At 47.2% G+C, this 26,142-nt stretch carries 27 protein-coding genes; 15 read left to right on the top strand and 12 right to left on the bottom strand.

Annotation, left to right across the window (positions count from 1 at the left end; all coding sequences use genetic code 11):
* From C3Y98_RS00490 to C3Y98_RS00480, 3 genes are all read right to left on the bottom strand, one after another.
* Nucleotides 1-465, bottom strand: coding sequence for a DUF2244 domain-containing protein (locus C3Y98_RS00490; RefSeq protein WP_135276177.1), 465 nt, complete (start codon nucleotides 463-465; stop codon nucleotides 1-3).
* A 269-nt stretch (nucleotides 466-734) separates the two neighbouring features.
* Nucleotides 735-875: a cbb3-type cytochrome oxidase assembly protein CcoS gene (gene ccoS, locus C3Y98_RS00485; RefSeq protein WP_135276176.1), complete on the bottom strand. Its 141-nt coding sequence runs from the start codon at nucleotides 873-875 to the stop codon at nucleotides 735-737.
* A gap of 17 nt (nucleotides 876-892) precedes the next feature.
* Complete coding sequence (locus tag C3Y98_RS00480; protein WP_135276175.1) at nucleotides 893-3,235, bottom strand: heavy metal translocating P-type ATPase; 2,343 nt, start codon at nucleotides 3,233-3,235, stop codon at nucleotides 893-895.
* Between the two features lie 160 nt (nucleotides 3,236-3,395).
* Between C3Y98_RS00480 and clpB the strand changes: the two genes are divergently transcribed.
* The 5 genes from clpB to C3Y98_RS00455 all read left to right on the top strand — a co-directional run bounded on the left by clpB (nucleotide 3,396) and on the right by C3Y98_RS00455 (nucleotide 8,495).
* Nucleotides 3,396-5,987: an ATP-dependent chaperone ClpB gene (clpB, locus tag C3Y98_RS00475; RefSeq protein WP_135276174.1), complete on the top strand. Its 2,592-nt coding sequence runs from the start codon at nucleotides 3,396-3,398 to the stop codon at nucleotides 5,985-5,987.
* A gap of 104 nt (nucleotides 5,988-6,091) precedes the next feature.
* Nucleotides 6,092-6,961 carry a lytic transglycosylase domain-containing protein gene (locus C3Y98_RS00470; RefSeq protein ID WP_245234273.1) on the top strand — a complete coding sequence of 290 codons (870 nt, stop codon included), beginning with the start codon at nucleotides 6,092-6,094 and terminating at the stop codon, nucleotides 6,959-6,961.
* 2 nt (nucleotides 6,962-6,963) lie between these two features.
* On the top strand, nucleotides 6,964-7,527 hold the full coding sequence (locus C3Y98_RS00465) for a hypothetical protein (RefSeq protein ID WP_135276172.1): 564 nt from the start codon (nucleotides 6,964-6,966) through the stop codon (nucleotides 7,525-7,527).
* 68 nt (nucleotides 7,528-7,595) lie between these two features.
* Nucleotides 7,596-8,015 carry a secondary thiamine-phosphate synthase enzyme YjbQ gene (locus C3Y98_RS00460; RefSeq protein WP_135276171.1) on the top strand — a complete coding sequence of 140 codons (420 nt, stop codon included), beginning with the start codon at nucleotides 7,596-7,598 and terminating at the stop codon, nucleotides 8,013-8,015.
* A gap of 198 nt (nucleotides 8,016-8,213) precedes the next feature.
* Nucleotides 8,214-8,495, top strand: a complete 282-nt coding sequence (locus C3Y98_RS00455) for a hypothetical protein (RefSeq protein ID WP_135276170.1) — start codon at nucleotides 8,214-8,216, stop codon at nucleotides 8,493-8,495.
* A gap of 218 nt (nucleotides 8,496-8,713) precedes the next feature.
* On the opposite strand, the gene C3Y98_RS00450 is transcribed toward C3Y98_RS00455, so the two are convergent.
* Together C3Y98_RS00450 and gpmI are read right to left on the bottom strand one after the other, a co-directional pair.
* Nucleotides 8,714-9,973, bottom strand: coding sequence for a murein hydrolase activator EnvC family protein (locus tag C3Y98_RS00450; RefSeq protein ID WP_135276243.1), 1,260 nt, complete (start codon nucleotides 9,971-9,973; stop codon nucleotides 8,714-8,716).
* Nucleotides 9,974-9,991: 18 nt separating this feature from the next.
* Nucleotides 9,992-11,548 (bottom strand): 2,3-bisphosphoglycerate-independent phosphoglycerate mutase, encoded by a 1,557-nt coding sequence (gene gpmI / locus C3Y98_RS00445; RefSeq protein ID WP_135276169.1) that lies wholly within the window; start codon nucleotides 11,546-11,548, stop codon nucleotides 9,992-9,994.
* A gap of 153 nt (nucleotides 11,549-11,701) precedes the next feature.
* Here gpmI and C3Y98_RS00440 point away from each other — a divergent pair, with 153 nt between their 5' ends.
* The 5 genes from C3Y98_RS00440 to C3Y98_RS00420 all read left to right on the top strand — a co-directional run bounded on the left by C3Y98_RS00440 (nucleotide 11,702) and on the right by C3Y98_RS00420 (nucleotide 14,445).
* Nucleotides 11,702-12,115 (top strand): rhodanese-like domain-containing protein, encoded by a 414-nt coding sequence (locus tag C3Y98_RS00440; protein WP_135276168.1) that lies wholly within the window; start codon nucleotides 11,702-11,704, stop codon nucleotides 12,113-12,115.
* A 4-nt stretch (nucleotides 12,116-12,119) separates the two neighbouring features.
* Nucleotides 12,120-12,374 carry a glutaredoxin 3 gene (grxC, locus tag C3Y98_RS00435; RefSeq protein ID WP_015831513.1) on the top strand — a complete coding sequence of 85 codons (255 nt, stop codon included), beginning with the start codon at nucleotides 12,120-12,122 and terminating at the stop codon, nucleotides 12,372-12,374.
* Nucleotides 12,375-12,515: 141 nt separating this feature from the next.
* On the top strand, nucleotides 12,516-12,995 hold the full coding sequence (gene secB, locus C3Y98_RS00430) for a protein-export chaperone SecB (RefSeq protein WP_015831514.1): 480 nt from the start codon (nucleotides 12,516-12,518) through the stop codon (nucleotides 12,993-12,995).
* Between the two features lie 5 nt (nucleotides 12,996-13,000).
* A complete protein-coding gene (locus C3Y98_RS00425; protein ID WP_135276167.1) occupies nucleotides 13,001-13,453 on the top strand; it encodes an SH3 domain-containing protein in 453 nt (150 codons plus the stop codon).
* Nucleotides 13,453-14,445, top strand: a complete 993-nt coding sequence (locus C3Y98_RS00420; protein ID WP_135276166.1) for an NAD(P)H-dependent glycerol-3-phosphate dehydrogenase — start codon at nucleotides 13,453-13,455, stop codon at nucleotides 14,443-14,445. The genes C3Y98_RS00425 and C3Y98_RS00420 overlap by 1 nt, the downstream gene beginning before the upstream one ends.
* 138 nt (nucleotides 14,446-14,583) lie before the next feature.
* Here C3Y98_RS00420 and trmL read toward each other — a convergent pair whose 3' ends face one another.
* Both trmL and C3Y98_RS00410 read right to left on the bottom strand, forming a co-directional pair.
* On the bottom strand, nucleotides 14,584-15,048 hold the full coding sequence (gene trmL / locus C3Y98_RS00415) for a tRNA (uridine(34)/cytosine(34)/5-carboxymethylaminomethyluridine(34)-2'-O)-methyltransferase TrmL (protein ID WP_135276165.1): 465 nt from the start codon (nucleotides 15,046-15,048) through the stop codon (nucleotides 14,584-14,586).
* Between the two features lie 55 nt (nucleotides 15,049-15,103).
* On the bottom strand, nucleotides 15,104-15,808 hold the full coding sequence (locus C3Y98_RS00410) for a ComFC family protein (RefSeq protein ID WP_245234272.1): 705 nt from the start codon (nucleotides 15,806-15,808) through the stop codon (nucleotides 15,104-15,106).
* A gap of 97 nt (nucleotides 15,809-15,905) precedes the next feature.
* Here C3Y98_RS00410 and bioB point away from each other — a divergent pair, with 97 nt between their 5' ends.
* Genes bioB through bioD form a run of 5 tightly spaced genes read left to right on the top strand, consistent with a single transcriptional unit; the run spans nucleotide 15,906 to nucleotide 20,554 of the window.
* Nucleotides 15,906-16,973 carry a biotin synthase BioB gene (bioB, locus tag C3Y98_RS00405; RefSeq protein ID WP_135276164.1) on the top strand — a complete coding sequence of 356 codons (1,068 nt, stop codon included), beginning with the start codon at nucleotides 15,906-15,908 and terminating at the stop codon, nucleotides 16,971-16,973.
* Nucleotides 16,974-16,982: 9 nt separating this feature from the next.
* The gene (gene bioF, locus C3Y98_RS00400; RefSeq protein ID WP_135276163.1) at nucleotides 16,983-18,146 is read left to right on the top strand and encodes an 8-amino-7-oxononanoate synthase; all 1,164 of its coding nucleotides are present in this window, start codon (nucleotides 16,983-16,985) and stop codon (nucleotides 18,144-18,146) included.
* The gene (gene bioH, locus C3Y98_RS00395; RefSeq protein ID WP_135276162.1) at nucleotides 18,143-18,970 is read left to right on the top strand and encodes a pimeloyl-ACP methyl ester esterase BioH; all 828 of its coding nucleotides are present in this window, start codon (nucleotides 18,143-18,145) and stop codon (nucleotides 18,968-18,970) included. The genes bioF and bioH overlap by 4 nt, the downstream gene beginning before the upstream one ends.
* A 5-nt stretch (nucleotides 18,971-18,975) precedes the next feature.
* Nucleotides 18,976-19,872 (top strand): malonyl-ACP O-methyltransferase BioC, encoded by an 897-nt coding sequence (gene bioC / locus C3Y98_RS00390; RefSeq protein WP_135276161.1) that lies wholly within the window; start codon nucleotides 18,976-18,978, stop codon nucleotides 19,870-19,872.
* 31 nt (nucleotides 19,873-19,903) lie between these two features.
* Nucleotides 19,904-20,554 carry a dethiobiotin synthase gene (gene bioD / locus C3Y98_RS00385; protein ID WP_135276160.1) on the top strand — a complete coding sequence of 217 codons (651 nt, stop codon included), beginning with the start codon at nucleotides 19,904-19,906 and terminating at the stop codon, nucleotides 20,552-20,554.
* A gap of 164 nt (nucleotides 20,555-20,718) precedes the next feature.
* Here bioD and C3Y98_RS00380 read toward each other — a convergent pair whose 3' ends face one another.
* The 5 genes from C3Y98_RS00380 to C3Y98_RS00360 form a co-directional block, all read right to left on the bottom strand.
* On the bottom strand, nucleotides 20,719-22,296 hold the full coding sequence (locus C3Y98_RS00380) for a M48 family metalloprotease (RefSeq protein WP_135276159.1): 1,578 nt from the start codon (nucleotides 22,294-22,296) through the stop codon (nucleotides 20,719-20,721).
* Between the two features lie 150 nt (nucleotides 22,297-22,446).
* A complete protein-coding gene (gene nadD, locus C3Y98_RS00375; RefSeq protein ID WP_135276158.1) occupies nucleotides 22,447-23,097 on the bottom strand; it encodes a nicotinate-nucleotide adenylyltransferase in 651 nt (216 codons plus the stop codon).
* 164 nt (nucleotides 23,098-23,261) lie between these two features.
* Nucleotides 23,262-24,518: a glutamate-5-semialdehyde dehydrogenase gene (locus C3Y98_RS00370; RefSeq protein WP_135276157.1), complete on the bottom strand. Its 1,257-nt coding sequence runs from the start codon at nucleotides 24,516-24,518 to the stop codon at nucleotides 23,262-23,264.
* A gap of 89 nt (nucleotides 24,519-24,607) precedes the next feature.
* Entirely contained in the window at nucleotides 24,608-25,621 is a 1,014-nt protein-coding gene (gene holA, locus C3Y98_RS00365) for a DNA polymerase III subunit delta (protein WP_135276156.1), read from the bottom strand.
* A 9-nt stretch (nucleotides 25,622-25,630) separates the two neighbouring features.
* Nucleotides 25,631-26,140 (bottom strand): LPS-assembly lipoprotein LptE, encoded by a 510-nt coding sequence (locus C3Y98_RS00360; protein WP_135276155.1) that lies wholly within the window; start codon nucleotides 26,138-26,140, stop codon nucleotides 25,631-25,633.
* Between the last annotated feature and the right edge of the window lie 2 nt (nucleotides 26,141-26,142).

Genomic DNA, 26,142 nt, shown 5'->3' with positions numbered 1-26,142 from the left:
TTAAACGATTTTTAAATCTTGCTTCAGTTGCTTGGCGATAACTTCTCGCTCTTCTTTGTTGATGTAACGACTGCCAAATTCGACCTCCTTGCCATGTGAGCCAATGAAGATCGCGGTTGTACCGTCCAAGGAGTCGTGTAATGTCACCCTTGTCCAGTAGCGCTGAAAAGTGAATTTCTCAAAACTTTTATAACTGTATTTCTCTATTACCACATCATCATTAACGATTTTGATGCTTTCAAAGTCACCATAATGCAGGTAGGCATTGATGAGTACGTATGCCAGCACGATGATTTCTAACCCTGCAAATGGCAGCACTAACCAAGCACCTGCTAACGTAAACCCAATGGTAATTGTCATGGTGATGGTGAAAACACCAGCAAACAACCAGACAAATCCTGTTGGGGATAGCGAGTTATTGGGCTTTGCAATCAATATGTTGCCATCTGAGCCAGAAACCGTCATGCATCATCCAAGCTTCACGTTTAAATTGATGATTTGCTAACACAATTTCATATGCGTCAATTTGACGCATGTCAGAAACTAGCATAAAAAAATTAATTACTCAAGAGAATTTGTTACAGATTTGAAACAAATAGAAATATTTTTGAAAGGTTTTTTTGACGTATTTGCACGTGGAAAAAAGTGCAGTTTGAGGCTGGGTTTATGTGAGCCGTGCGCTGCTAATAAGTTAGCATGTACATAGCCTATGCGACTTTTGAGCAAAAAATATTTTAGTCGTCATCTTCTAAAATACGTTTGCCTTCATCTTCGATATCTTCAAACTGACCGCGATAAATTGCCCACCATAATCCGCCAAGGACAACAAGTGCCATGATGACCGAGAGAGGGATGAGTACAAATAATATGTCCATGACGAGCTCCTTTATTATTAGCTGTGCGTGTCTGTTTCTGATGATGCAAATTTAGTTAGGCGCAGTGCATTAGCTACCACAATCAGTGAGCTAACAGCCATACCTAGGCCCGCTAGCCAAGCGGATAGTATGCCAAAAAATGCGAGTGGGATACTGATTAAGTTATAGACAATCGCCCAAGCGATGTTTTCTTTAATGATCCTCATGGTTTGCTTGGCATGGCGAATCAGGTGTGGAATCTGGCTGATGTCGCCATTTAAAAATACATAATCAGCATGTGCCAATGTAAGCGGCACACCTTTGCCCATGGCGATAGATACATGGGCGCTGGCTAGAATAGGGCCATCATTCAGGCCGTCGCCCACCATCAATACTTTTTTGCCTTCACGTTTGAGTGCCTGCAGGCGTAAAAGTTTGTCCTCTGGGCTGCAGGCCGATTGGAATTGGGTAATGCCAATTTGGTTTGCGGTGTTTTCTACTGCACTGGAACGATCCCCGGATAGTAGTTCGATAGCGAGCTTGGCCTCTTTTAGCGACGCGATTGCGAGTGCGGCGTTGTGTTTGATGGCTTCTTGTAAAGTAAAGGTGGCTAGCCAGCCTTGCTTGTTTGCTAGATAGACTTGTTGTGTGCTGGTGTTGATTTCCGCAATGCCGCAGAAAATTGCCGAGCCAAGTTTGAGATCATTGCCAACCGCACTATGCTCTAGTAATGAAACGTCGGCCGCACCGGACTTAATGGTTGCACTAATGCCCGCGCCAGATGTTTCTTCAATGTCATTTAACTCGATTTCTGGCGAGGGTAAGTCATTGGCTTTGTGGGCATTAACCAGTGCGCGTGAAATCGGATGCATCGAATGTTGTGCAATTGTTGTGGCAAGCGTTAACGCTGCCGATTCTGTCAGCCCTGCTTTTGTGACAATCGTTTTAATTTGAATGTGATCTTCTGTCAGTGTGCCGGTTTTATCAAAAATGATCGTATCGACGTCGGCAATGTTTTCAATCGCCTGGATGCGTTTAATTAAAATGCCGCGCTTCACAAAGGCGCTGGCACTGGCAAGCATGGCTGCTGGCGTGGCTAGTGAAAGTGCGCATGGGCAGGTGACAATCAGGACAGCGGCGGCTGTCATTAAGGCGCGTCCGTGATCTATGTTCCATAGTAATGCTGCTGCGATAGCGGCACTTAGCATTACAAAAATCAAAAACGGGCGGGCAACACGGTCTGCTAGCTTGGATAAGCGTGGCTTCTCAACGGCGGCATTGTTGATAAGGTTAACAATTTGGCCGTATTTGGTAGATTCGCCTATGGTATTGAGTGTGATGCACACTGGCTGGCGCAGATTGTAACTGCCCGCAATTACATCATCATTCAGGTTTTTCTGGATAGGGGTGGATTCGCCGGTGAGTAGCGATTCATCCACACTGGTATTGCCGCTAATAATTTTTCCGTCAGCTGGGAACGCCTCACCAATCTGCACGCGGACGATATCGCCCACTTTCAGCTTGGTGTTCAGCACTCTTGCAAAAGTGCCGTCCGGGTTCTGTCGTTCTGTGTTTTCAGGAATGCGACTGGCGAGATTATCTAGTGCCCCCAGTGTTTTGCGATGCAGCTTTACTTCAACCAAGCGCGCAGAAAGTAAAAAGAATACAAACATGGTGAGAGAGTCAAAATACACGGTACTGCCCCACCAGCCGCTAGGGTCAAACGTGGCGGCAGAGCTCACAATGAAAGTGATGATAATGCCTAGTGCCACAGGCAAATCCATGCTGATTTGCTTTTGCTTCAGGTCGCGCAATGCATTACTGAAGAATGCGTTGCTGGAGAACAGTAGTACCGGTAGACTCAGTAGCCAAGATGCCCAGTTGAGTAAGTGCAATATGTCGCTGGAGATTTCGCCCGGCGTCGTAAAGTAGGTTGGGCTGGCGTACATCATGACTTGCATCATGCAGAATCCGGACACCATCCAGCGCCAAAACGCGGCTCTTTGTTTTTGTAGTGAGGCTAGGTCATCTTCATGTTGAGTGGCGGGGAAAGCACTGTAACCTAGATCATGGATGGCGGTGAGTATTTTGGAGGGAAGCGTTGCGCTGGGCGACCAAACCACTACCGCACGTTTTTTGGACATGCTCACGCGCGCACTCACAATGCCCGGCGTTGATTTCAAGCCTTGCTCAATAATACCGGAGCATGCGGCGCATCGTAACCCATCCAGCAACAAGTCAGATTGTACTAATTGCTGCGAGGACTGTATGTCTTGATTAGCGATGGGTTTGCTAAACGCTTGCCATTGGTCTTCGGTATCTAAAATCGTCCAAGCTGCGTTGGATGGTGTGTCTTCAGCACTGAAAGTATTGGTAAGCAAAAATCCACTCCATGCAATGGCGTAGTCAACAAGACGGTGAATCCCATTGGCTTTTAAATAACGAATTAATACTTTGTATTATATATTGAAAAGTAAACATTCAGCCCCACGTTAGCTGCAGAAAAGCATTTAAACCTTAGAGTGATAATAGGAGAAATCTGTGCGCTTTGATAAATTAACGACTAAATTCCAACAAGCGATTAGCGATGCGCAAAGCTTGGCTTTGGGCGCTGATAATACCGCAATTGAATCACAACATTTACTACAGGCATTGCTGCAGCAGGACGATGGCGGTACTGCGTCGCTATTGGCGCGCGCCGGTGTGCAACTGAATCAGCTGAAAACAGGCTTAACTGCCGCCATTGCCAATTTGCCTAAATCAGCCGATACCAGCGGTGAGGTGGCTATTTCACGTGATTTGAATAATCTGCTGAATGTGACAGATAAGCTTTCGCAAAAACGCGGCGATGCTTATATCGCGAGCGAGATGTTTTTATTAGCGCTGGCTGATGATAAAGGTGAAACAGCAAAGTTGCTTAAACAAAATGGTTTAACTAAGGCGGCACTAGAAGCGGCAGTTCAGGCAGTACGTGGCAATGAAAATGTAGATAGCCAGGAAGCTGAAGGCCAGCGTGAGTCGCTAAAGAAATATACGATAGATTTAACCGAGCGTGCGCGCCTTGGCAAGCTTGACCCAGTAATTGGCCGTGATGATGAAATCCGCCGTGCGATTCAAGTATTGCAGCGCCGTACCAAAAACAACCCGGTGCTGATTGGCGAACCTGGCGTAGGCAAAACTGCGATTGTAGAAGGCTTGGCGCAGCGCATTGTTAACGGTGAGGTGCCTGAGTCGCTAAAAGGCAAAAAAGTATTGTCATTGGATATGGCAGCCTTGCTGGCAGGGGCAAAATACCGTGGCGAGTTTGAAGAGCGTTTGAAATCTGTGCTCAAAGAACTAGCGCAGGATGAAGGGCAAACCATCGTTTTCATTGATGAAATTCATACCATGGTGGGTGCCGGTAAAGCAGAAGGCGCGATGGATGCAGGCAATATGCTGAAACCCGCTTTAGCCCGTGGTGAATTACACTGCGTGGGTGCGACCACTTTAGATGAGTACCGCAAATATATTGAAAAAGATGCGGCGCTGGAGCGTCGCTTCCAGAAAGTATTGGTGGATGAGCCTTCTGTGGAGGCAACCATTGCGATACTGCGTGGCTTGCAAGAGAAGTATGAGTTGCATCATGGCGTGGAAATTACCGACCCAGCGATTGTGGCGGCAGCTGAATTGAGCCATCGCTATATTACGGATCGCTTTTTACCAGATAAGGCGATTGATTTGATTGATGAGGCAGCAAGTCGCATCAAGATGGAAATCGACTCCAAACCTGAGGTGATGGATAAACTGGAGCGTCGTTTGATTCAGCTGAAAATCGAGCGTGAGGCGGTGCGCCGTGAAAAAGACGAAGGCAGTAAAAAACGCTTTGAGCTAATTGAAGAAGAGATCGGCAAGCTGGAGAAAGAGTACGCTGATTTAGAGGAAATCTGGAAAGCTGAGAAAGCACAGGTGCAGGGTTCTGCTCACATTAAAGAAGCGATTGAAAAAGTAAGGTTTGAAATAGAGGAAGCCACACGTAAGGGCGATTGGCAGAAAGTCTCTGAGCTGCAGTATGGCAAGTTGCCACAACTGGAAATGCAGCTGAAGCAGGCGTCAACCGCTGAGGTGAGTGTAGATTTAACCAAACACAAAATGCTGCGCACCGAAGTGGGCGCCGATGAAATTGCCGAAGTGGTGAGTCGTGCAACGGGTATTCCTGTGAGCAAGATGATGACGGGCGAGCGTGAAAAATTGCTGACGATGGAAGCAAAATTGCATGAGCGCGTGGTCGGGCAGGATGAAGCGGTGCGCCTGGTTTCTGACGCGATTCGCCGCTCTCGTTCTGGTTTGGGTGATCCCAATCGACCTTATGGCAGCTTCTTGTTTTTAGGCCCTACCGGTGTCGGTAAAACTGAGCTATGCAAGTCATTGGCTAACTTCTTGTTCGATAGTGAAGATCATTTGATTCGTATCGATATGAGCGAGTTTATGGAGAAACACTCGGTTGCGCGCATGATAGGTGCGCCTCCTGGCTATGTGGGTTATGAAGAGGGTGGCACCTTAACCGAAGCGGTGCGTCGCAAACCTTATAGCGTGATTTTGCTAGATGAGGTGGAGAAAGCGCACCCGGATGTATTTAATGTATTGCTACAAGTGTTGGACGACGGTCGATTGACCGATGGGCAAGGTCGTACGGTGGACTTTAAAAACACGGTGATTATCATGACCTCTAACCTTGGCAGCCAAATGATACAAAGCATGAGTGACCAAGACTATCAGTTGGTTAAGTTGGCGGTGATGGGCGAGGTGAAAACGCATTTCCGGCCAGAGTTTGTGAACCGGATTGACGAGGTTGTGGTGTTCCATGCGCTGGGCGAAGAAAACATTAAATCTATTGCGGCAATTCAGCTGCAGTATCTTGCTAAACGCCTGGCAGCAATGGATATGCAACTTGAACTAACGGATGCGGCCATTGCCGAAATTGCAAATGCAGGGTTTGATCCTGTGTACGGCGCTCGACCTTTGAAACGTGCAATACAGAGTGAGATAGAAAATCCGTTGGCACGTGAAATTTTGGCAGGGAATTTTATTGCAAAAGACATTGTCAAAATCGACGTGAGGGCTGGGAAGCTTGTATTTTCAAAAGTAACTACCTAGCCTGTGATAATGACATGCCTTCGTAAAGGAGCGGGTTAATCGATATTGCGTTGATCAAAAAATTGAGCATAGCCACGTTAACAATGCTGTTTACGGTGGTAAGTGTGTCGCATGCAGAACCTCGCCAGTATGCGCAGGAGGCGTTTAATCACGAAGCTTTTAATCTTGAGCCAGAGGTGATTAAAGGCTTGCTGTTGCAAGCAGCAAATGCCGAGCACGATGCAAAAGGTCTGGACAGCGATTGGCAGGCCGCACGGCTATATTGTCAGGCATCACGTCTGGGCAGTGCCGAGGCGCAGTTCAGGCTGGGTATGCTTTATGCCGCCGGCAAGGGCGTGCCTGCTAACCGTGATTTAGCAGCTGCAATGTTTGCAACTGCATCGTTGCAAGGGCATTCGGAGTCGCAGCGTATGCTGGAAACGGTAGAGCTGGGTGCGGTTGATTTACCGCCTTGCGTTGTCGCTGAGGTTGATCCGGAGAAAGCGGTAGCTAGCACAGATAGCATTGACCAATATGTCGCTGGTTTGCCAGAGAATAAACGCTGGATTCTGCATTTGGTCGATACGATTTCAGCTTGGTATAAGGTCGATGCTAAATTAGTGTTGTCTATTATTTCGGTTGAGTCCGGTTTTGCGCAGTCTGCATATTCTAACAAGCAGGCACAGGGTTTGATGCAATTGATTCCTGATACAGCTGAGCGGTTCAACGTAAAAAATGCATTTAACGCCAGCCAAAATATTAAGGGCGGCGTGGCTTATTTACGTTGGCTGCTCGCTTACTTTAAAGGTGATGTTGCCCTAGCGGTGGCTGCCTACAATGCGGGTGAGGGTGCCGTGAATAAATATAACGGCATTCCGCCTTTTCCGGAAACGCGCCAGTATGTTAAAAAAGTACAGGCACGTTATCCCATCAAAAACCACGTGTTTGATGGTGCAATTGTAGAGCCATCACCTATTTTTAAACGGAAGGGTTGATTGTGATAGAGGTTAGTAATCGTGCTTATTTGGCATTAATCATTACATTGTTATTGACTGCCGGTTGTGCAACTAATGGCCAAGATATGGCTGGCGGCCCAGCCATTGACAGGGTTTCTGCTGAAGAGCTGGAGAAAATAATGCCGCAGGCGCATCCAGTGTTGAGCTTGGATGACATTGTGGCTTTGTCCAAGCAGGGGCTGGGTCACGAGCAGATTATTCAAAAGATTAAAGACACAGATTCCGCTTATGATCTGACGCCTAGTCAAAGCGTGGATTTGAGTAAGCGTGGTGTGGATGGCAGAGTCTTGGATTATATTCATACCAGCCGTGAGCTGGCGTTAAGAAACAAGCTTGCAGAAGAAATTAATAAACGCGAGCAAGTAAAACGCGCTGAAATAGATAAGCTAAAACAGCAAGTGATTAACAGTCAGCGTTTTAATGACCCGTTTTGTCGCTACCCTCGATTTGGTATGAGTCCTTATGCTTTTGGTGCCTACGGCTCACGCTTCAGGCCAGGCTTTGGTATGGGCGCTGGTTATCTGTCACCTTGGGGTTGCTGGTAGGCATGCATTGAGTTTTTGTTGGTATGTTCGATATACTCTAGGTGTTAAGGATGAGTTTGGAGTAATCAATGCAGCAAAAAACATGGCAGATTAGCGTCAATACACAAGGTCGCAAGCTTTACGATATTACACCGCAGGTGACCGCGTGGGCTGAGTCTAGCGGCTTACGTACGGGATTGCTGACGCTCTATATACAGCATACCTCTGCTAGCTTATTGATTAATGAAAACTATGATCACGATGTGCTGGTAGACATGGAGGCGTTTTTTAATCGATTAGTGCCTGATGGTGATTCGCTGTTTATTCATACGGTGGAGGGGCCGGATGATATGCCAGCGCATGTACGTTCTGCGCTGACACAAACCCACTTATCGATTCCCTTGTTAGAAGGCAAGCTTGCATTAGGTCAGTGGCAAGGTATTTTTCTCTATGAACATCGACATGTGGCGAGCCATCGCCGCGTTATTGTCCACCTGATTGGTAATTAACGAGTTAGTTTGTGGATGCTAGCCTCAGCAACTCATTACCATGAGCTGAATGGAAATGATTTTGGTCATGTGTGCATTAAGGTTGCAGAGAATCTTGAATCCGTTAGAATAGCCGTTAGCTTCAGGAAACAACTTAACTGATTGAATATAAAACAATGAGTTAAGTTGTTTAATTTATTTAAAATACAAGGGGATTATATGTCTATGTTATTACGCTCATTATTGGCTGTGGGGATGACAAGTTTGTTGTTGGTAGGATGCGGCGAAAAAGAAGAGGCTGCACCGGTAGAAGCTGCTGCACCAGTTGCTGCTCCAGCACCTGCACCAGCAGCACCTGTTTCAGGTGGCTATGAGCCATCTGCAGATGAGCGTATTCCTGGTATCACTTTAGATCCAGCTCAAATTGCTGCTGAAACAGAAGCGGCTGCGGCGGCTGCGGCGGGTGAAGTGGCAAATTTTGCAGATTCAGAACCGCAGTAATTGCTATCGTCTTACAGTATGTAAAATTTAGCTTAGCCTTAGCTCACTGCCAGTAGAATAAAACTGGCAATAAGGTCTCAAGTAATAATTTTTCAAACTGTTGGTAGATTAAAAAAAGCACGCGTAATTGCGTGCTTTTTTATTGGCTGAGTGTCGGCTTGTTGGCTGTAGTAATAGCCAAGCATTGCAGCTTAACCATTATTTTTCATCGTGGATGTTTAATTCAAGCTGCTCCATGTCATCGGATCAAAGGGCCTACTTTGGTTTCTAAGTTCATAATACAGACCATTGGATTCATTTCCTCCAGTGTTGCCTACCGAGGCAATCGTATCCCCGCTTTTGACCATCTCGCCCGCTTGTTTTAGAACAGATTGGTTGTTGCCATACAGACTCATGTAGCCATCGCCATGGTCAATAATAATCAGGTTGCCAAAGCCACGCAGCCAGTCGGCAAAAACTACGCGGCCTGTAGCCACAGCTTTCACTTCTGTGCCTTCGCTGGCTTTAATGAATAAACCCTTCCATGAAACGCCGCTGTCTTGTCTGGCTGAGCCAAAGCGATTGCTTACCGTGCCACGTACAGGCAGGCGTAATTTGCCTTTTAGCGCGGAGAAGTTAGCACCAGAAAAATTATCGCTAGGTAAATTCTCATTGTTAAGGGCGATATTGGTGCTCGGTGTATTTTTAATAGCAGGCGATGTTGGTCTATTTGAGACTGGCTTGCTGACTGGTTTGTTTTTCGGAATGATTTTGGCTAGCCTGCTCACGAGCTGTGATAGTCGCTTTTCATCGCGACTTAGTTTTTTAATCTGTCCACGCTGCTCAGCAATCTGCTGTGAAAGTGAATTCACAACTTTTGATTTTTCTTTTTTCTGTGCCTCTAAAATACGTTTTTCAGTCAGCTGTTTTTGTTTGAGGTCCGTGATTTCTTGCAGTTTCGATGCTGTTAGCTCGTTAAGGCGCTTAATCTTATTTAAGTTGTTCTGCATCTTGTTGATTAAGTCTGCACGCGCTTTTGCTACGTATGAGAAATAATGCAGGTCGCGTGCAACTTCACTAGGGTGTTCACTTTGTAGAATCATCTGCACATAGCTTTGCTGCCCGTGAATATATTGCTGGTAAAGCTGACCGCTTAGCAGTTTTTGCTCCTGGCTCAGTGCTTGATTGGTAGATTTTGACTCAGCATCCAGTTTGGCTAACTCTTTTTTGTTATCCACCTGCTGCTTGCTGATTTCATGTAGCTTCTTATCTGCACCGCTGATAGCAACTTCACTTTCCTTGAGTGCATCTGCAGCATCTTTGTGCTCTTCCTGTGCTTGATCCAGCTCTTTTTTTAGCGCTTCTAGCTGCTGTTGCAGTTCGCTTAACGCCTGTTTTGGCTGTTCGGACTTTTTCTCTGCATAACACCATGATGCGTTCAGTAGCAACGAGAGCATCAATGTCCATATTGATGTTGTTTGAATAATACGTTGGCGCATCATGGTCTAGGCGTGAGTTTAAGCGTTAAACTGAACTAAGTTTTTACCTGTCATCTCAGCTGGCTGGTTGAGGCCCATTAAGCTTAAGATGGTTGGAGCTAGGTCGGAGAGTGCACCGTTCTGGTTTAATTGCCCGTCTCTACCAATGTAAATGAGCGGTACCAGATTGGTGGTGTGCTGTGTGTGTGGCTGATGGTTGCCTGCGTCGTACATTTGCTCCGCATTGCCGTGGTCTGCGGTGATTAATACCTCACCGCCTATGCTTTGCATTGCGTTAACTACGCGGCCAATGCAGGTGTCCAGCGCTTCCACGGCAGCAATCGCTGCCTTTAGGTTGCCTGAGTGACCAACCATGTCGCAATTGGCATAGTTGCAAATAATTGCATCGTATTGTCGATTTAGAATTACTTCTTCCAGTTTTTCCGTGACTTCAAACGCGCTCATTTCCGGTTGTAAATCGTAAGTTTCAACCTTTGGTGATGGCACAAGAATCCTGTCTTCTCCAGCAAATACGGTTTCTTCACCGCCATTAAAGAAGAATGTCACATGAGGATATTTTTCGGTTTCCGCGATTCTTAGTTGCGTCAGCCCTTGTGCAGATAAATATTCACCTAACGTGTTTCTGACTTCCTGTGGTGGGAAAATGACGGTTGCTTTGGTTTCTTTCTTATCGTACATAGTCAGCGTGAAGAAACCTGCCAGTTTAGGGGTGCGGCTGCGGTGGAATCCATCAAACTCGTCAGCAAGTAGTGCGTGTGTGAGCTGACGTGCGCGGTCAGAGCGGAAATTCATAAATACGGCTAAATCACCGTCTTCCATGCGCACTGCTGCTTCATGGGGCTGGTGGATAGCGGTAGTTTTTACAAACTCATCGTTTTCCCCGCGTGCATAGGCATCCTGTAAACCGGCGGCTGCCGTTTCTGCTGTAAATTCGCCAACGCCTTCGGTGAACAATTTGTACGCGGCTTCAACACGTGGCCAGCGTTTATCGCGGTCCATCCCGTAAAAACGACCGCTGATAGACGCAATCTTGCCAACGCCGATGGTTTTACATTGTTGCTCTAATGACTCAATATAAGGCGCGGCACTGACTGGAGGTGTGTCGCGACCATCCAGAAAAGCGTGTATGTACACCTTACTGACGCCTTGTAATGCAGCCATTTTAATCATGGCATGAATATGGTCTTGATGGCTATGCACACCACCGTCTGAGAGCAGGCCGAAAATGTGCAAGGCTTTGTCTGTGTTTTTGATATCAATCAGTGCTTGCGTCAGCTCTGGGTGCTTAAAAAATTCACCGGTGGCAATGCTGTTATTAATACGCTCAAAGTCTTGAAATACCACACGTCCAGCACCAATATTAAGATGACCGACTTCTGAGTTACCCATTTGGCCGTCAGGTAAACCTACATAGTGTTCTGATGCGTTAATTAAGGTGTGCGGAAAGTTGTTCCAAAGCGCATCTAAGTTGGGCTTATTTGCTTGAGCAATGGCGTTATCGGTGATTTCTTCACGATAGCCGAAGCCATCCAAAATAAGTAAGCATACTGGAGTGATATTTTTATTAGGGGACATATTGCGCCTCAATCTTTTGCATAAATAGTGATATCAATATGCGCATTTTAGCGCATTTACACGTAAAATCTGATTATAAATGCGTAAGTATCGGTGCTCAGGTGCGGTGAGTCACGCTGACGATTAAATGCATAAAATTTTGAAAGGTAAGTTGTGGAGTTTATAAAAGATAATGTCTTATTGATTGGCCTAGCGTTAGGTTCCGGCATCATGTTGCTATTGCCTGACTTTGGTAAAAAAGCGGGTGGTGTGCCTAACGTAAATGCTACTGAGGCAGTGGCATTGATTAACCGTAACCATGCCTTAGTGATTGATGTGCGTGATGATGCAGAGTTTGCCAGCGGACATATTGTGGATGCGAAACATATTCCACTAGAGCAGTTGGCGGACCGCCTGAAAGAGTTAGCTAAATACAAAGATAAGCCGCTATTGGTGAACTGCCAGCGTGGAGCACGTTCGGCAAAGGCATGCGATATTTTACGTAAGGCAGAGTTCAAGCAAGTGCACAATCTGCAAGGCGGGCTCAACGCGTGGGTTGAGGCTAAGCTCCCTGTGGTGAAAGCATAATCGTATGGCTAATATCCTAATGTATACCTCTGCAGTTTGCCCTTATTGCATCAACGCTGAGCGTTTGTTGGCAAGTAAAGGGGTAACCGAGATCAATAAGGTGCGTATCGACCTGCAGCCTGAACGTCGTGAAGAAATGATGCAGAAAACGGGGCGTCGCACCGTGCCGCAAATCTACATTGATGATCGCCATATTGGTGGCTTTGATGATTTGCGCGCGCTGGACCTGGCAGGTGGTCTGGATCCATTGCTGGCATAGCTGTTGTAGTTGGCTTTGCAGTACATTATATAGCCGCGCGTAAAATTTAAAGTCTGCTAGAATGCCAGCTTGAGTTTTAACCGGCTGTAAATGATTTTAATCACGTTTATCAATTTTAATTAATATTTTAAGTAGAAAATTATGGCACAAGAAGACAACAACGTAGCACAAGAACAAGCGCAACAACCAGGCTTCAGCATTGAAAAAATTTACGTGAAAGACGTTTCATTAGAAATTCCTCATGCACCACAAATTTTTACAGACCGTACTCAGCCACAAGTAAGTATTGAGTTAAGCAATTTAGCGCAGCAAATTGAAGAGAGCGTATTTGAAGTTGCAATTAAAGTGACTGTGACCTCTAAAATTGCTGAGAAAACCGTGTTCCTAGTTGAAGTAACGCAAGCTGGTATTTTCCAAGTGCGCAATGTACCTGCTGAAAGCATGGAAATGATTGTTGGCATTACTTGCCCTAACATTCTGTTCCCATACTTACGCGAGAGCGTTTCTGATTTAATCGTACGTGCTGGTTTCCAACCTGTATTGTTGAATCCAATTAACTTTGAAGCTTTGTTTGCACAACAAAAGCAACAAGAAGCTGAGCAAGCAGGTTCTGTGCAATAAGTGTAATGCTTCAATTTCCGAAAGTTGCTTTAATTTTCATGCTGATGTGGGTGCCGATCACGGCATCCGCGTTAGATTTTAGGTCGGTTGCCGTACCTAAAGCCATCTTGTACGATGCGCCTTCAAATTCATCCAAAAAAGTATTGCTGCTGAGCCAATTCTATCCGGTAGAAGTGGTGGTGAACCTTGGTGACTGGTTAAAGGTGCGTGATGCGCAAGGCAGTATGAATTGGGTGGAAGCTAAGCAGTTGTCGACTAAGCGTTCGGTGATGGTGACTAAAAACCTCACGGAAATGAAAGCGCGGCCCGACGTCGCTGCCGACTTGGTGGCAACGTTAGAAAAAGATGTAGTGTTAGAACTGATGGATGTTAAAGCAAACAACGGCTGGCTAAAAGTAAAGCACAGAGACGGCGTGACGGGGTATGTTTTAGTGTCATCTACTTGGGGTTTTGATTAATGGCAAAAATTGCAGTATTGGGTGCCGGGGCGTGGGGAACTGCGCTGGCGATGAACATCAGTCAGCGCCATCAGGTTGCCTTGTGGGCACGTAATGCTGGTCATGTGTCCGGTATGCGTAAAGCGCGCGCTAACCCTTTGTATTTAGGTGATTTTAGATTTAATGACCAATTGCAGGTTGAGGATAGCTTGCAAACTGCATTAGATGGCGCTGATTTGATTTTATCTGTAGTGCCCACCGCTGGCTTTAGAAGTATTCTCAAAGATATTAAGCAATTAGGCTGTACTTTGCCTATTATTTGGGCGCACAAAGGCTTGGAGCCGCAAACGGCCAAGCTGCCGTATGAAGTGGCGCTAGAAGAGTTGGGCAGTGAGCAAAAGTGGGGTGCCTTGTCGGGGCCTAGCTTTGCGGCCGAGTTGGTGCGTGGATTGCCAACTGCGGTGACATTAGCTGCAAACGATGAAGCGTTTGCGAAAGAGGCTGCGTTGTTGGTGCATGGTGCCAATTTACGTGTGTACGACACGACCGATGTGGTCGGTGTGTCGGTTGGTGGTGCAGTGAAAAATGTGATGGCAATTGCTGCAGGTATCTCCGATGGGATGGGCTTTGGCAATAACGCACGTGCTGCCATGATTACGCGCGGTTTGGCTGAAATGACGCGTTTCGGCTTGGCGCTTGGCGCTAAGGTGGAAACTTTTATGGGGTTGGCAGGGGCTGGTGATTTAATCCTGACTTGTACCGGCCAATACTCAAGAAACAGAGAAGTCGGCCTGCAACTTGCCAGTGGCAAAAGCCTGACAGATATTTTGCAGGGCTTGGGTCATGTGGCTGAAGGTGTGAATACTGCGCGCGAAGTAATGCGCCGTGCTGAAACACTGGGTGTTGATATGCCAATCACTTATGAGGTTAATCAGGCGTTATCGCATGGTAAAAGCGCACAAGATGCGGTGATGGATCTTTTAGGCCGCGATCAAAAACCTGAGGGTGTGTAAGTACTTGCTAACAGATTGTGTATAAGATACGCAATCTGACTATCTTGCAGTTGTTTGTCGTGCAACGTTCTATGATGCAGTCTTTGTTAGTGCAATCGCTGTCGTGGCATTTAGGCCGTTCACTTATAGACTGTTCACTTAGCTCCCGCCTTCAAATCCGATTTGTCTCCACGCTTCATAAAGCAATATCGCCGCTGAATTTGATAAATTCAGGCTGCGGCTATTGGGTAGCATCGGTAAACGTACACGATGTTCTGCAGTAAATTCATTGCGCACTTCCTCTGATAGGCCGCGCGTTTCCGGGCCAAATACAAATGCGTCACCTGCTTTAAATTGAATATGGCTATGCGTAGTGCTGCCTTTAGTGGTGATGGCGAATAGTCGATGTCCAGCCAGTGCCGCTTTGCAGGCTTCCCAGTTTTCATGCACCATTAAATTTGCATACTCGTGATAGTCTAGGCCAGCGCGTTTGAGCTGCTTGTCCTCCAAGCTGAATCCCAGTGGTTTGACCAAGTGCAACTGCGCGCCTGTGTTGGCGCATAAGCGGATGATATTGCCTGTGTTTGGTGGAATTTCAGGTTCAAATAAAACAATGTGAAACATAAGTCAGTTAATCTCTCTAAATGCGTATCGTGTAGGCACCCTATGATGGTTGAGTCTATTTTGGTAGGGTTCTTGCCATCACCCAGCATTCTACACGCGCAGCCCCAGCCTGTTTTAATGTTTTAGCCAGTTCATTTAAACTGGCACCAGTTGTCATTACGTCATCGATGACTGCAATATTCAGGTTGTGCAAAGGGCGATGGCAGAGAAATGCGCCTCGTATATTGTCGATGCGTTCTTTGAGCTTGAGACCCGCTTGTGATGGCGTGTATTTAATGCGTTGACACGCTGTGTAATCTAGCGGAATGGAAAATGCACTGCTTATTTGCTTGGCGATTTCCAGGGCCTGATTAAAACCACGTTCGGTTAAGCGTTTTTCATGCATGGGCATGGGGATAATGAGATCGATAGGTCGGCTTGTTGTGCTTAGTCCGTGCTGATAATCTATCCAGAGCGAGGCGAACGTCCGTGCTAAATTTAGGTTGGCATTGTATTTGTAATGCTGCAACAGGCCGTCTAGTGGATAATTGTAAGTAAAGGTTGCTTTTGCTGCGTCAAAGTGAGGTGGGGCGCTTAGGCAGCCCCCGCATAAGCCGCCATTGCTGATGAGTGCACACTGTGGGCATTGTGCTGCACTGTGCCACGGCAGATCTGCCAGACATGGCGCGCATAGTCCTAAATCACCGCCATGGTGGCTGGTGCAGAGTATGCAGGTTTGCTGCATTTGTGTGATTTGCTTAAATTTTAATCTGTTGTTCAAAATTTGCAGTCAGTTTTATTGACAATGTATAATCGCACTCAAATTCTATCTCAATTTCACATCTTCACCAGTTATGTGAGGATACAAGGAACAAATCATGCTTGGACTATCACCAGATTCAGAGGCAACAACTCCCTGTGCAACAGCATCTAATGAGGCAGTTATTAATACCGATAGCCTAAAAGCAGGCTTAAATAAATCATGCGGTACGCATTCTCATGAAGAAAAAACCGTTAATCGCTGGAGCGTAGCACAGATTGTTGAGCTGTTCGAATTGCCGTTTAGCGATTTGATGCATCGCGCGCAGAATGTGCATCGCGAAAACTTTGACCCGAATGCAGTGCAAGTGAGCACTTTGCTCTCGATTAAAACCGGTGGCTGCTCTGAAGATTGCGGTTATTGCCCACAAGCTGCGCGTTACCACACTGATGTGGAGAGTGAGCCATTAATGGCTTTAGATGACGTGTTAGCGGCTGCGCAAGAAGCAAAAGACAACGGTGCCAGCCGTTTCTGTATGGGTGCTGCATGGCGCGGTCCCAAACAGCGTGATTTAGAGCCTGTGCTTAAAATGATTGCAGAAGTAAAAGCGATGGGCTTAGAGACTTGTGCCACTTTGGGTATGTTAAAAGAAGGCCAAGCTGAGCAGTTGAAAGATGCGGGTTTAGATTACTACAACCACAATTTAGATACTGCACCAGAGTTCTATGGTGAGGTGATCACTACACGTACTTATCAAGACCGTTTGGAAACACTGGACCGCGTGCGCAGTGTAGATATCAACGTGTGTAGCGGTGGCATTATCGGCATGGGCGAATCACGTAATCAACGTGCTGGTTTGCTGGCGCAATTGGCTAATATGGAGCGCCCACCAGAGAGCGTGCCGATTAACCTATTGACCCAAGTGGAAGGCACGCCGTTACACGGTACCGAGGAGCTGGATCCATTAGAGTTCGTGCGTACCATTGCCGCGGCAAGAATTACCATGCCAAACAGTTTTGTGCGCTTGTCTGCGGGGCGTCAGAGCATGCATGAGGGCATACAGGCTTTGTGCTTCTTGGCAGGTGCCAACAGTATTTTCTACGGTGAGAAATTACTGACTACCGGTAACCCGGAAGCTGAAACAGATAAACAGTTGTTTGCCAAACTTGGCATTAACAAGATTTAGTCGCTGCACATGTTAGCCTCTTTACAGCGTGAACTTGAGCAACGCAAAGTCGATGGATTATTGCGTCAGCGTCGTTTATTAGATTCGCCGCAGGCGGAGCATATCGTTGCAAATCAGCAGCCGTATTTATCTTTTTGCAGTAATGATTACTTAGGGTTGGCTAACCACCCTGAACTGATAGCCACCATGCAAAAGGCCGCAGGTGACTCTGGTGTTGGTAGTGGGGCTTCCGGTTTAATCACCGGGCACCACCGTTATCATGATGACTTAGAAAAGCAACTTGCGGCATTCGTTGAGTTGCCGGCCGCGTTGCTGTTTTCTACCGGATATATGGCCAATATTGGGGTGCTGGGTGCCCTGACAGGGCGTGGTGATGCGATATTTGCGGATAAGTTAAATCATGCCTGCCTAAACGATGGAGGTTATTTCTCGCACGCGGAGTTTCAGCGCTACCCGCATAATGATGTAGCGGCACTGGAAAAGCTGTTGCAGGCAAGTACGGCAAAACATAAGCTAATTGCTGCGGATGCGGTGTTTAGCATGGATGGCGATATCGCGCCTATCCCTGAGTATCTGGCGCTGTGTGAAAAGTATGATGCTTATCTATACCTAGATGATGCGCATGGTTTTGGCGTGCTGGGCGAGCATGGTAAAGGCTCGCTGAGTCACTTTAAGATTAAGTCGCCGCGGATTATCATGATGGCAACTTTAGGCAAAGCCGCTGGTGTTGCGGGTGCTTTTGTGGCGGGCGAGCAGGTAGTGATTGACTACCTGATTCAAAAAGCTAAGAGTTATGTGTACTCCACACCGGCACCGCCAGCTTTGTCTGCCACGCTTTCTGCCTCGGTTAAATTGATAGCGCAGGGTGATCAGCTGCGCGCTAATCTACAAGAGTTAATTCAGTATCTGAAAGCGAATCTTAAGCTTAACAAGTGGCGTTTAATGGATTCTGATACCACTATTCAGCCGTTAATTGTGGGTGATAACTTAGAGGCACTGGCGCTCAGTGAGTATTTGCAAACGCATGGCATTTTGGTGCCAGCGATACGTCCGCCAACAGTGCCTGTAGGTACTGCAAGGCTGCGCATTTCATTATCGGCAGCACATACTCTTGATGACATGAAAAAACTGATTGCTGCTATTCATCAGGCAGAAAGAGAGTTGAGTGCATGATCGCTAATCACCTCCACGTTGAAATCATCGGGTCTGGCCCCAACCTGGTGTTGCTTCACGGATGGGGGATGAACGGCGCGGTATGGCAGCCTTTAGTGAAAAGGCTAAGCAAGCTGTTTACGCTGCACATTATCGATTTGCCCGGCATGGGCTTAAGTCGCCCGATTGAACCGTTTCATTTGTCTGCAATTGCGGAAAAGGTTGCCGAAGTGCTGCCTGCGCATGCGGATGTGGTTGGCTGGTCTTTGGGCGCACAAGTGGCCATGCGTATTGCTTTAGATTATCCTGATTTGGTCCGTCGATTGGTGCTGGTTGGGGCAACGCCTTGTTTTGTAAACAAGAGCTTTGATCAGGAGAGCGTAGAGTACAAATCCACTTGGGATATTGGCATTGAGCCTGAAATATTCGGCAACTTTGCCGACAGCGTGAATGAAGATTATCACAAGACCATGACGCAGTTTTTAACTTTGCAGTGCATGGGTGCAAACGACGCAAGAAGTACGGTTAAATTGCTGCGTAACAAGTTTGCCGAACGCCCAGCGCCTACCTCGCAAACTTTGTATCGCGCACTTAATATACTGCTAGAAACCGATTTGCGTGCGGAAATCGAACATTTAAGAAAACCCACATTGCTGGTACATGGTGACCGAGATAGCTTGGCGCCGGTGCAGGCAGCGCATTGGATGATGAAAACACTACCGGTCGCTTATCTGCGGGTGATGGCTGGCGCATCACACGCTCCATTTTTATCGCATCAGGAACAGTTTATTGATGCCATTGTTCAATTTTTAGAACCTAAATTTTTAACCACCCAAGTGCAGTAACCACAATGACAGACGATATTTATCGCATCGATAAGGCACGTGCGCGCGCCTCTTTTGGCCGCGCAGCAGACACTTATGATGCTGCTGCCATCTTGCAAAAACAAGTGCGCGAAGAAATGCTAGGCCGACTAGATTTAGTTAAATTAACACCGCAGACGATCTTGGATGCGGGCTGTGGTACAGGCTTGGGTAGCCACGCACTGCAAAAAAAGTATGGTGCAGCACAAGTCGTCTCGCTGGATTTTGCTTACCCTATGTTACAAAAGACACGTAAGACTTACGCCAACGTTGGTTTGTTACACGTGCTGAAATCTCTGCTGGGTTTAGCAAAGCAAAACCTAGTCTGCGCCGATATCGAAGCATTGCCACTCGCTAACGCTAGCGTGGGCATGGTGTGGTCCAATCTTGCCATACAGTGGTGCAATGATTTAGATGCTGCCTTGCAGGAGTTTCACCGCGTATTGCAGCCTGAAGGATTGCTTACGTTTAGCACGTTTGGACCCGATACGCTGCGTGAGCTCAGGGTCGCGACCAGTAGTGCTAGTGGCTACACCAGTATCAGCCGTTTTATTGATATGCACGATATTGGCGATGCTTTGGTGCGTGCAGGCTTTAATGCCCCCGTGTTAGATGTTGAGCGATTTACGCTGACTTATGACGATGTGAAAAGCGTGATGCGCGACCTGAAAAGCATCGGCGCACACAATGCCACAGATGGTCGTGCCAGAGGTTTGCTGGGCCGTGGGTTTTTTGCAAAACTAGAGTCTGCCTACGAGCAATTTAGGCAAGACGGGAAATTGCCCGCGACCTTTGAAGTGGTTTACGGTCATGCATGGCGCGCCAAAGACAAAACAGTATTGCCAGATGGTGCAGCGCCTATCCATTTTTCCCCTAGAAAATAACCCATCGATATTGAACCTGATGAGCTAAAACATGCAGTCATCTTATTTTATTGTCGGCACCGATACCAATGTAGGCAAAACTTATATTGCCAGTGCTTTGATTCGGCATTTTGTGCGAGCTGGCTACCAAACAGTAGGCATGAAGCCGATTGCATCCGGCTGTAATGCAGCGCCAGATGGCGAACTGCTTAATGATGATGTGCTTGCGCTAAATGCAGCGAGTAACGTAAGTGCACCGCTAGACCTGATTAATCCTTATCACTTTGCGCCAGCGATTGCACCGCATATCGCAGCCGAGCAGGCTGGTCAGCATGTAGACTGCTCGCAGATTATGCAGGCATGCCAGCAATTAGGTGCTTTGGCTGATATCGTGGTGGTGGAGGGTGCTGGTGGTTTTTTAGTGCCATTGAATGCCCAGCACACCATGGCCGACTTAGCCGTTATGCTGAATATTCCGATTATTTTGGTGGTCGGTATGCGCTTGGGCTGCATTAATCATGCCCTGCTCACGGTTGAGGCTATTCAGGCACGTGGGCTCACCTTGGCTGGCTGGGTTGCGAACCAGGTTGAACCAGATATGCCAGTATTTGCGGAGAATCTTGCTAGTTTACAGCAGCGTATTGCTGCCCCATGTTTGAGTGTGGTGGGCTGGCAACAGGAGGCCAGTTTTAGCTTTAGTTAGCCGTAGCAACGGATTTATTCACTTATTACCTATGGCTCAAGTTTGCCTGATAGGCTCGCTATATAGAGCTGTGGCTAGCCTAATTGGGCGGTTCTTGGGTTTGTTCTAAGCTGTGGGCTAGTCTTTTAAGCAATCTTGTGCTTAAACTGGGGTGCGGCTATGCCTTACTGCGCTATCTCCGCAGACTCTACTACCACTTTGTATAGGTTGGCTTCTTGTGGTGTTGCCACGTGTTCACCCACTGCCACCTGGCTGCGTTTGCCCGGCGCCACACCGCTACTTATCAATAATGGCTGGCTTTGTGCGATAGCGCGGCCGGCTGCGTTGTATTTGATTACGCGCACCTGCACGCTGCGCAGCGATACTGTCGTGTCATTTTGCACCACCGCAAATAAATTGCCGTAATTATCGTGTTGTATGCCTGATTTAACATATTTGGCTGGGTTGCGCGGTAAGTCTATACGTACCGCTCTGGTGATGGCGTCTTTGCCGATATCCGAGTTGGAGCTTGCGGCTACTTGATAGTGCTGCAAGGCAATGTCTGTCTGACCACGGTCTTCTGCAATTTGACCCAATAGCGCATGTCCAGGTGCTGTTGGTAATAGCTCATTAGCACGTTTTAAATATGGTTCTGCCTCTGCTTTTTTACCCATATTAAATAAGGCAATGCCACTTTGAATATGCGGTTTAAAGTAATCCGGCTGCAATTTGATGGCTTTTGCATACAGTTTTAATGCATCTTGTGGCTTTTTCTCGGTTAATGCAATGTCGCCTAACAGCTCTTGAAAGCGTGCTTCACGCGGTTCACCGGCAATAGCCTGATTAATCAAAGTTTTTGCTTTGTCGATATTCTTTTCACTGAGGGCTTTCACCGCATCATCGTAGGCTTTATAAGCACCTTGGGTGGCCCTTAATTTAGCGGTTTTTTGCTTATAAACCTCTTTACCCCAGTCGCCGCCAGCGCCAATCTGTGCCAGCGTAGCTTTATTAGCCTCTACGCGTGCTTCCGATGGTGGATGGCTTGCAAACAGGCCATCAATAAAGTTGCTCTTTCTGTCTGCACTCAGCCTAACGAAGGTTTCCTGCAGCGTGACGGCGGCAGCTGGGTCGTAACCCGCTTTTTTCATATATTGCATACCGTATAAATCTGATTCACTTTCTGCATCCCGGCCATATTTGCTATTTACCAGTTGCGCGCCGGCCTGTGCTCCACCCACAATCAGGTTTGCGTAGTCTGTATTTTGTGCACCGATGCCGACGGCAATCATCGCGCCTTGTAGAAAAATCCCACGCTCCATGCCTTGGGCACCATGGCGTGCAGCTGCGTGCACCAGTTCATGGCCCATGACTGCGGCTAATTCTGCTTCACTGTTAAGCTCATAGAGCAGGCCGCGGTTAAATGCAATTTTGCCGCCTGGCATGGCCCAAGCGTTGGGGACTGAGTCATTGAGCAGGTTAAATTCATACGGCAGTTTGCGGTCAGAAACTGCGGCTAATTTATTGCCCACACTTTGTATGTACGCGGTTAGCTCTGGGTCGAGTACGTAATCTCCGCCTTGAGATTGGCGGGTTGGCGCGTAATTTTGGGTGCCGATGGAGATTTCCTGCGCCTCAGATACAAACTGGAACTCACGCTTTTTAGTCACAGGGTTCACGCCACAGGCGTTGATCATTAGTGTTAGCGACAACACCAATGCTAGGTTGAACTTAGTGTAAAAAGGCTGTGGTAAATGTAATTTCATCGTGTGGGCTCGTCTGTAAGGTACAGGACAAAAATTAAAGCATGTGTTTGCTTGAGTCTCGCGTTGGTTTAAATCTAGCAATCTTAAATTTAACAATCATAAATGACATCTATGTGATCTGCATTATAGAACATAGTGCGCAGTGCTGCGTTATTTGTAAAGTTGATGGGTTTTAATGTAATCAATCACGCTATCTGGCATCAGGTAGCGCGTGGATGCTTGTTGTTTAAATGCCTCACGAATCGCGGTAGATGAAATGTCCAAGGCCGTTACTTGCCGCATCGTGATGTAGCCAGCTGCGCTATTGTGCAGATCTTCACCGTTTTCTGTGTAATGCGTATGCAGAAACTCTTCCAGTATTTTGGGTAGCAACTTGCTGGTTTGATTTTTGTTGGTATGTGGTCGTTGCACCAGTGCAATATGGCAATGCTGCAAAATCTCTTGCCAGCGGTGCCAACTATTGAATTGCGTGAAAGCATCACTACCCATGAATAACGTCAGGCTGGCGTCACTGCCCAACTCTGCACGCAGGCTAAGCAAAGTGTCTATGGTGTAGGATGTGCCTGTGCGGTTTAGCTCACGCACATCTAGCGTAAAGTGCGGGTTGTTGCTAATTGCCAAATCTACCATGGCTGCGCGATGTTCCGCACTAATCGTGACCGAGTTTTTGTGTGGTGGATTGGCGGCAGGGATAAAATGTATTGCATCTATGTGCAGGTCATCTGCAAGCTCTTGCGCCATGCGTAGATGCCCATAGTGAATGGGGTTAAATGTGCCGCCAAGTATGCCTATGGTTTTCATTGCATCAATATTAAGGTAGGTAAATCAAGGTGGGCCATAGGCAATAGTAGATTGCTGGCAGTTAGTAGGTCAAGCAGGGTATTGAGTAGCAGGTTCGAACTGTTACTCAATACCCTGATTTTTATTAGTGGTTACTTAATATGACTTATATCTGATGCGTTAGATTAAGCGCGCACATGTCCGTCACCTAATACTACGTATTTAAGTGAGGTTAAGCCTTCAAGCCCCACCGGGCCGCGTGCGTGTAACTTGTCGGTTGAGATGCCGATTTCTGCACCAAAGCCATATTCAAAACCGTCTGCAAAGCGCGTGGACGCATTCACCATCACACTGCTAGAGTCAACCTCACGCAAGAAGCGGCGTGATTTGGTGTAGTTTTCCGTCACGATGGCTTCCGTATGTTGCGATGAGTGCTCGTTTATGTGGGCAATTGCCTCATCTAAGCCGCTGACGACTTTGCATGAAATAATGGCTGCAAGATACTCTGTGTAGTAATCCTCTTCAGTGGCAGGAGTTGCCTGACTGACGAGTGCGCAGGTTTCAGCGCAACCGCGAATTTCAATGCCGTGTGAGGTAAGCATGGCGGCTAACTTAGGCAGCATGGATGCTGCCACTGAGCGAGCAATCAATAAAGACTCTGTGGTATTGCAGGTGCCAAGTCGCTGTGTCTTACTGTTTTCCAGTATGCGTAGTGCTTTATCAAAGTCGGCATCATCATCAACATACACATGGCAATTCCCATCCAGATGCTTAATCACAGGGATACGTGCGTCATTAGAAATGCGCTCAATTAAGCCTTTGCCACCACGTGGCACGATGACATCCACGTATTGCTTCATCGTGATGAGCTCGCCTACTGCCGCACGGTCTGTAGTTTCTACAATTTGCACTGCTGTGGTTGGTAAATCCGCTGCCGCAAGGCCTTCATGTACGAGTTTGGCCAAGGCCTGATTGCAATGAATCGCCTCGCTACCGCCACGCAGAATCGCTGCATTGCCTGATTTGATGCATAGGCCTGCCGCATCAACCGTCACATTAGGGCGCGCCTCATAAATGATGCCGATAACACCCAGAGGTACACGCATCTGGCCAATTTGGATTCCGCTAGGGCGATATTTGAAATTGCTCATTTCGCCGATTGGGTCAGTTAGACTGGCAATCTGATTCAGGCCTTCAGCCATATTGGCGATAGATTTTTCAGTAATGGTCAGCCTGTCCAGCATCGCAGGCTCTAAGCCATTGGCTTTTGCAGCTTCTAGGTCTAGTTTGTTGGCGGCGAGTAATGTGTCTTTTTCACGTAAAATCGCAGCTGCAATTGCGTTGAGCGCTATATTTTTTTGGTTCGTGTCAGCACTTGCCATAAAGCGCGAGGCTTTACGTGCTTCTACACCGATATTTTGCATGTATTGTTGAATGTTCATGATTAATTATACTTTTTATTGCGCAGAATAAAAATAAATTTGGCATGCAGAAAATGCATTAACAGCGAGATGCAACTGCGCCTAAGAATCTATCGGCTACGTACTTTTGCTAAGCCAAAACATAGCCTGGATATTTCTAGCCATGCATCACCAAGCATAACGCCCTTTGCCATCCGATCAATATCAGCCAGTTTTTGCAGTGCGGCATCTAACTGGCGCAAACTTAGACGCGATAGTGCACGTTTAACCAGTATTTGTTTGTCGCCATAAATACGTGCATTAGTCATGGCAGTTGCTAGGTTAGTGCCGCGCATTTCGGCTTGTTTGATGCGCACTAATGGGCGCAGCACCCACATGAGCGGGTTCATGATGGCTACGGCGTTTTCGCCCTCATCTTGCAGGCCTTGCAAAATTCTTACGGTACGTTCGGCATCTCCTGCAAGTACCGCCTCACCGAGTTGAAAGGCATCGTAACGCGATACATTGAGTACCGCTTCCCGTACCGCAGTGTCTGAAAGCTCCCCTTGCGGATAGAGCAGGCTTAGTTTCTGTACTTCTTGATTAGCAGCAAGCAGGTTACCTTCTACCTGATGTGCGAGAAACTCCAGCGTTGATAGACTGGTGCGTTGCCCATGCTGCGCTAGGCGGTTTGCAATCCATGTGGGGAGATTGGCTGCATCTACTTCGTTAATGGTTAATACTTGCGCATTTGCTTCTAACGCGGCAAACCATGCGCTATTCTTCGCTTCACGCTCTAGCGTAGGTAAGATGATAATCACCGTAGTGTCAGGTAGGGCTTTGGATGCTAGTGCTTGCAAGGCTTTGCTACCATCCACACCAGGCTTGCCATTAGGAATGTTCAGTTCCAATAGTCGGCGACTGGAGAACAGCGATATGGATTGCCCAAAATTTTGAATTTGCTGCCAGTTGAAATTGCGCTCAACAATTAGGCTGGTGCGCTCATCAAATCCTTGCGTGTTGGCCGCAGCGCGAATTGCGTCTAGGCACTCGCGCTGTGCTAAAGGCTCGCTACCCACTAGCACATAGAGTGGCTGCAAACCTTGCTGTAAGTGTGGCGCCAGTTGGGTTTGGGTTAAGCGCATGCTGTGCTGTTACTGCTTATCTGGGTTGGTGGCAGATAGCCTGCGTAGTATGGCTCGTACGGATTCTTTACGCATGTCGGCATAAAGCCCGGCTTCTTCTTCTGCTTTACCTAGTAATGCTTTGTCGTTGTAAGAAAAGTCACGGCGAATCTGTATGGTTTGTACTTTTCCCCATAATTGCTCGTTCTGAGGCCGCGTCCTAAAGTTGACTGTGTAGTACAGTTCAAACTCACGCACCAAACCGCCGCCACTTAACGAAAGAATGCGCTTTTCAGTGGACTCGTTTAACAGTTCGATCAGCATTTCAGCGTCTTCAGCACTGTCGACGATTTTGACGTTATTGGTTTCAAGTGTACGTTTTAAATCTTTTTTAATGCTAAGCGGGCTGCCTTGTATGCTTAACTTAGTAAAAGATAAAGGCGCGGAGCCACGTAATTGAAAGCCGCATGCCGTCAGCAATAGCGCAATTAGAAACACCCAACTTAATTGACGCGTAAATGATAAGTTCAGGTATTGCATGG

The sequence above is a fragment of the Methylotenera oryzisoli genome (assembly GCF_004661485.1).
Taxonomy (GTDB): Bacteria; Pseudomonadota; Gammaproteobacteria; order Burkholderiales; family Methylophilaceae; genus Methylotenera; species Methylotenera oryzisoli.
This window is presented reverse-complemented; position numbering and strand designations above follow the sequence as displayed.

What these genes read in the sequence shown, in the direction of transcription:
- trmL (WP_135276165.1), bottom strand. Translation starts at nt 15,048, where the DNA reads ATGTTTCACATTGTTTTATTTGAACCTGAAATTCCACCAAACACAGGC.
- C3Y98_RS00460 (WP_135276171.1), top strand. Translation starts at nt 7,596, where the DNA reads ATGCAGCAAAAAACATGGCAGATTAGCGTCAATACACAAGGTCGCAAG.
- C3Y98_RS00490 (WP_135276177.1), bottom strand. Translation starts at nt 465, where the DNA reads ATGACGGTTTCTGGCTCAGATGGCAACATATTGATTGCAAAGCCCAAT.
- C3Y98_RS00360 (WP_135276155.1), bottom strand. Translation starts at nt 26,140, where the DNA reads ATGCAATACCTGAACTTATCATTTACGCGTCAATTAAGTTGGGTGTTT.
- ccoS (WP_135276176.1), bottom strand. Translation starts at nt 875, where the DNA reads ATGGACATATTATTTGTACTCATCCCTCTCTCGGTCATCATGGCACTT.
- C3Y98_RS00380 (WP_135276159.1), bottom strand. Translation starts at nt 22,296, where the DNA reads ATGAAATTACATTTACCACAGCCTTTTTACACTAAGTTCAACCTAGCA.
- holA (WP_135276156.1), bottom strand. Translation starts at nt 25,621, where the DNA reads ATGCGCTTAACCCAAACCCAACTGGCGCCACACTTACAGCAAGGTTTG.
- secB (WP_015831514.1), top strand. Translation starts at nt 12,516, where the DNA reads ATGGCACAAGAAGACAACAACGTAGCACAAGAACAAGCGCAACAACCA.
- C3Y98_RS00420 (WP_135276166.1), top strand. Translation starts at nt 13,453, where the DNA reads ATGGCAAAAATTGCAGTATTGGGTGCCGGGGCGTGGGGAACTGCGCTG.
- bioD (WP_135276160.1), top strand. Translation starts at nt 19,904, where the DNA reads ATGCAGTCATCTTATTTTATTGTCGGCACCGATACCAATGTAGGCAAA.
- grxC (WP_015831513.1), top strand. Translation starts at nt 12,120, where the DNA reads ATGGCTAATATCCTAATGTATACCTCTGCAGTTTGCCCTTATTGCATC.
- bioC (WP_135276161.1), top strand. Translation starts at nt 18,976, where the DNA reads ATGACAGACGATATTTATCGCATCGATAAGGCACGTGCGCGCGCCTCT.
- gpmI (WP_135276169.1), bottom strand. Translation starts at nt 11,548, where the DNA reads ATGTCCCCTAATAAAAATATCACTCCAGTATGCTTACTTATTTTGGAT.
- nadD (WP_135276158.1), bottom strand. Translation starts at nt 23,097, where the DNA reads ATGAAAACCATAGGCATACTTGGCGGCACATTTAACCCCATTCACTAT.
- C3Y98_RS00450 (WP_135276243.1), bottom strand. Translation starts at nt 9,973, where the DNA reads ATGCGCCAACGTATTATTCAAACAACATCAATATGGACATTGATGCTC.
- C3Y98_RS00370 (WP_135276157.1), bottom strand. Translation starts at nt 24,518, where the DNA reads ATGAACATTCAACAATACATGCAAAATATCGGTGTAGAAGCACGTAAA.
- bioF (WP_135276163.1), top strand. Translation starts at nt 16,983, where the DNA reads ATGTTAGCCTCTTTACAGCGTGAACTTGAGCAACGCAAAGTCGATGGA.
- bioB (WP_135276164.1), top strand. Translation starts at nt 15,906, where the DNA reads ATGCTTGGACTATCACCAGATTCAGAGGCAACAACTCCCTGTGCAACA.
- bioH (WP_135276162.1), top strand. Translation starts at nt 18,143, where the DNA reads ATGATCGCTAATCACCTCCACGTTGAAATCATCGGGTCTGGCCCCAAC.
- C3Y98_RS00455 (WP_135276170.1), top strand. Translation starts at nt 8,214, where the DNA reads ATGTCTATGTTATTACGCTCATTATTGGCTGTGGGGATGACAAGTTTG.
- C3Y98_RS00425 (WP_135276167.1), top strand. Translation starts at nt 13,001, where the DNA reads ATGCTTCAATTTCCGAAAGTTGCTTTAATTTTCATGCTGATGTGGGTG.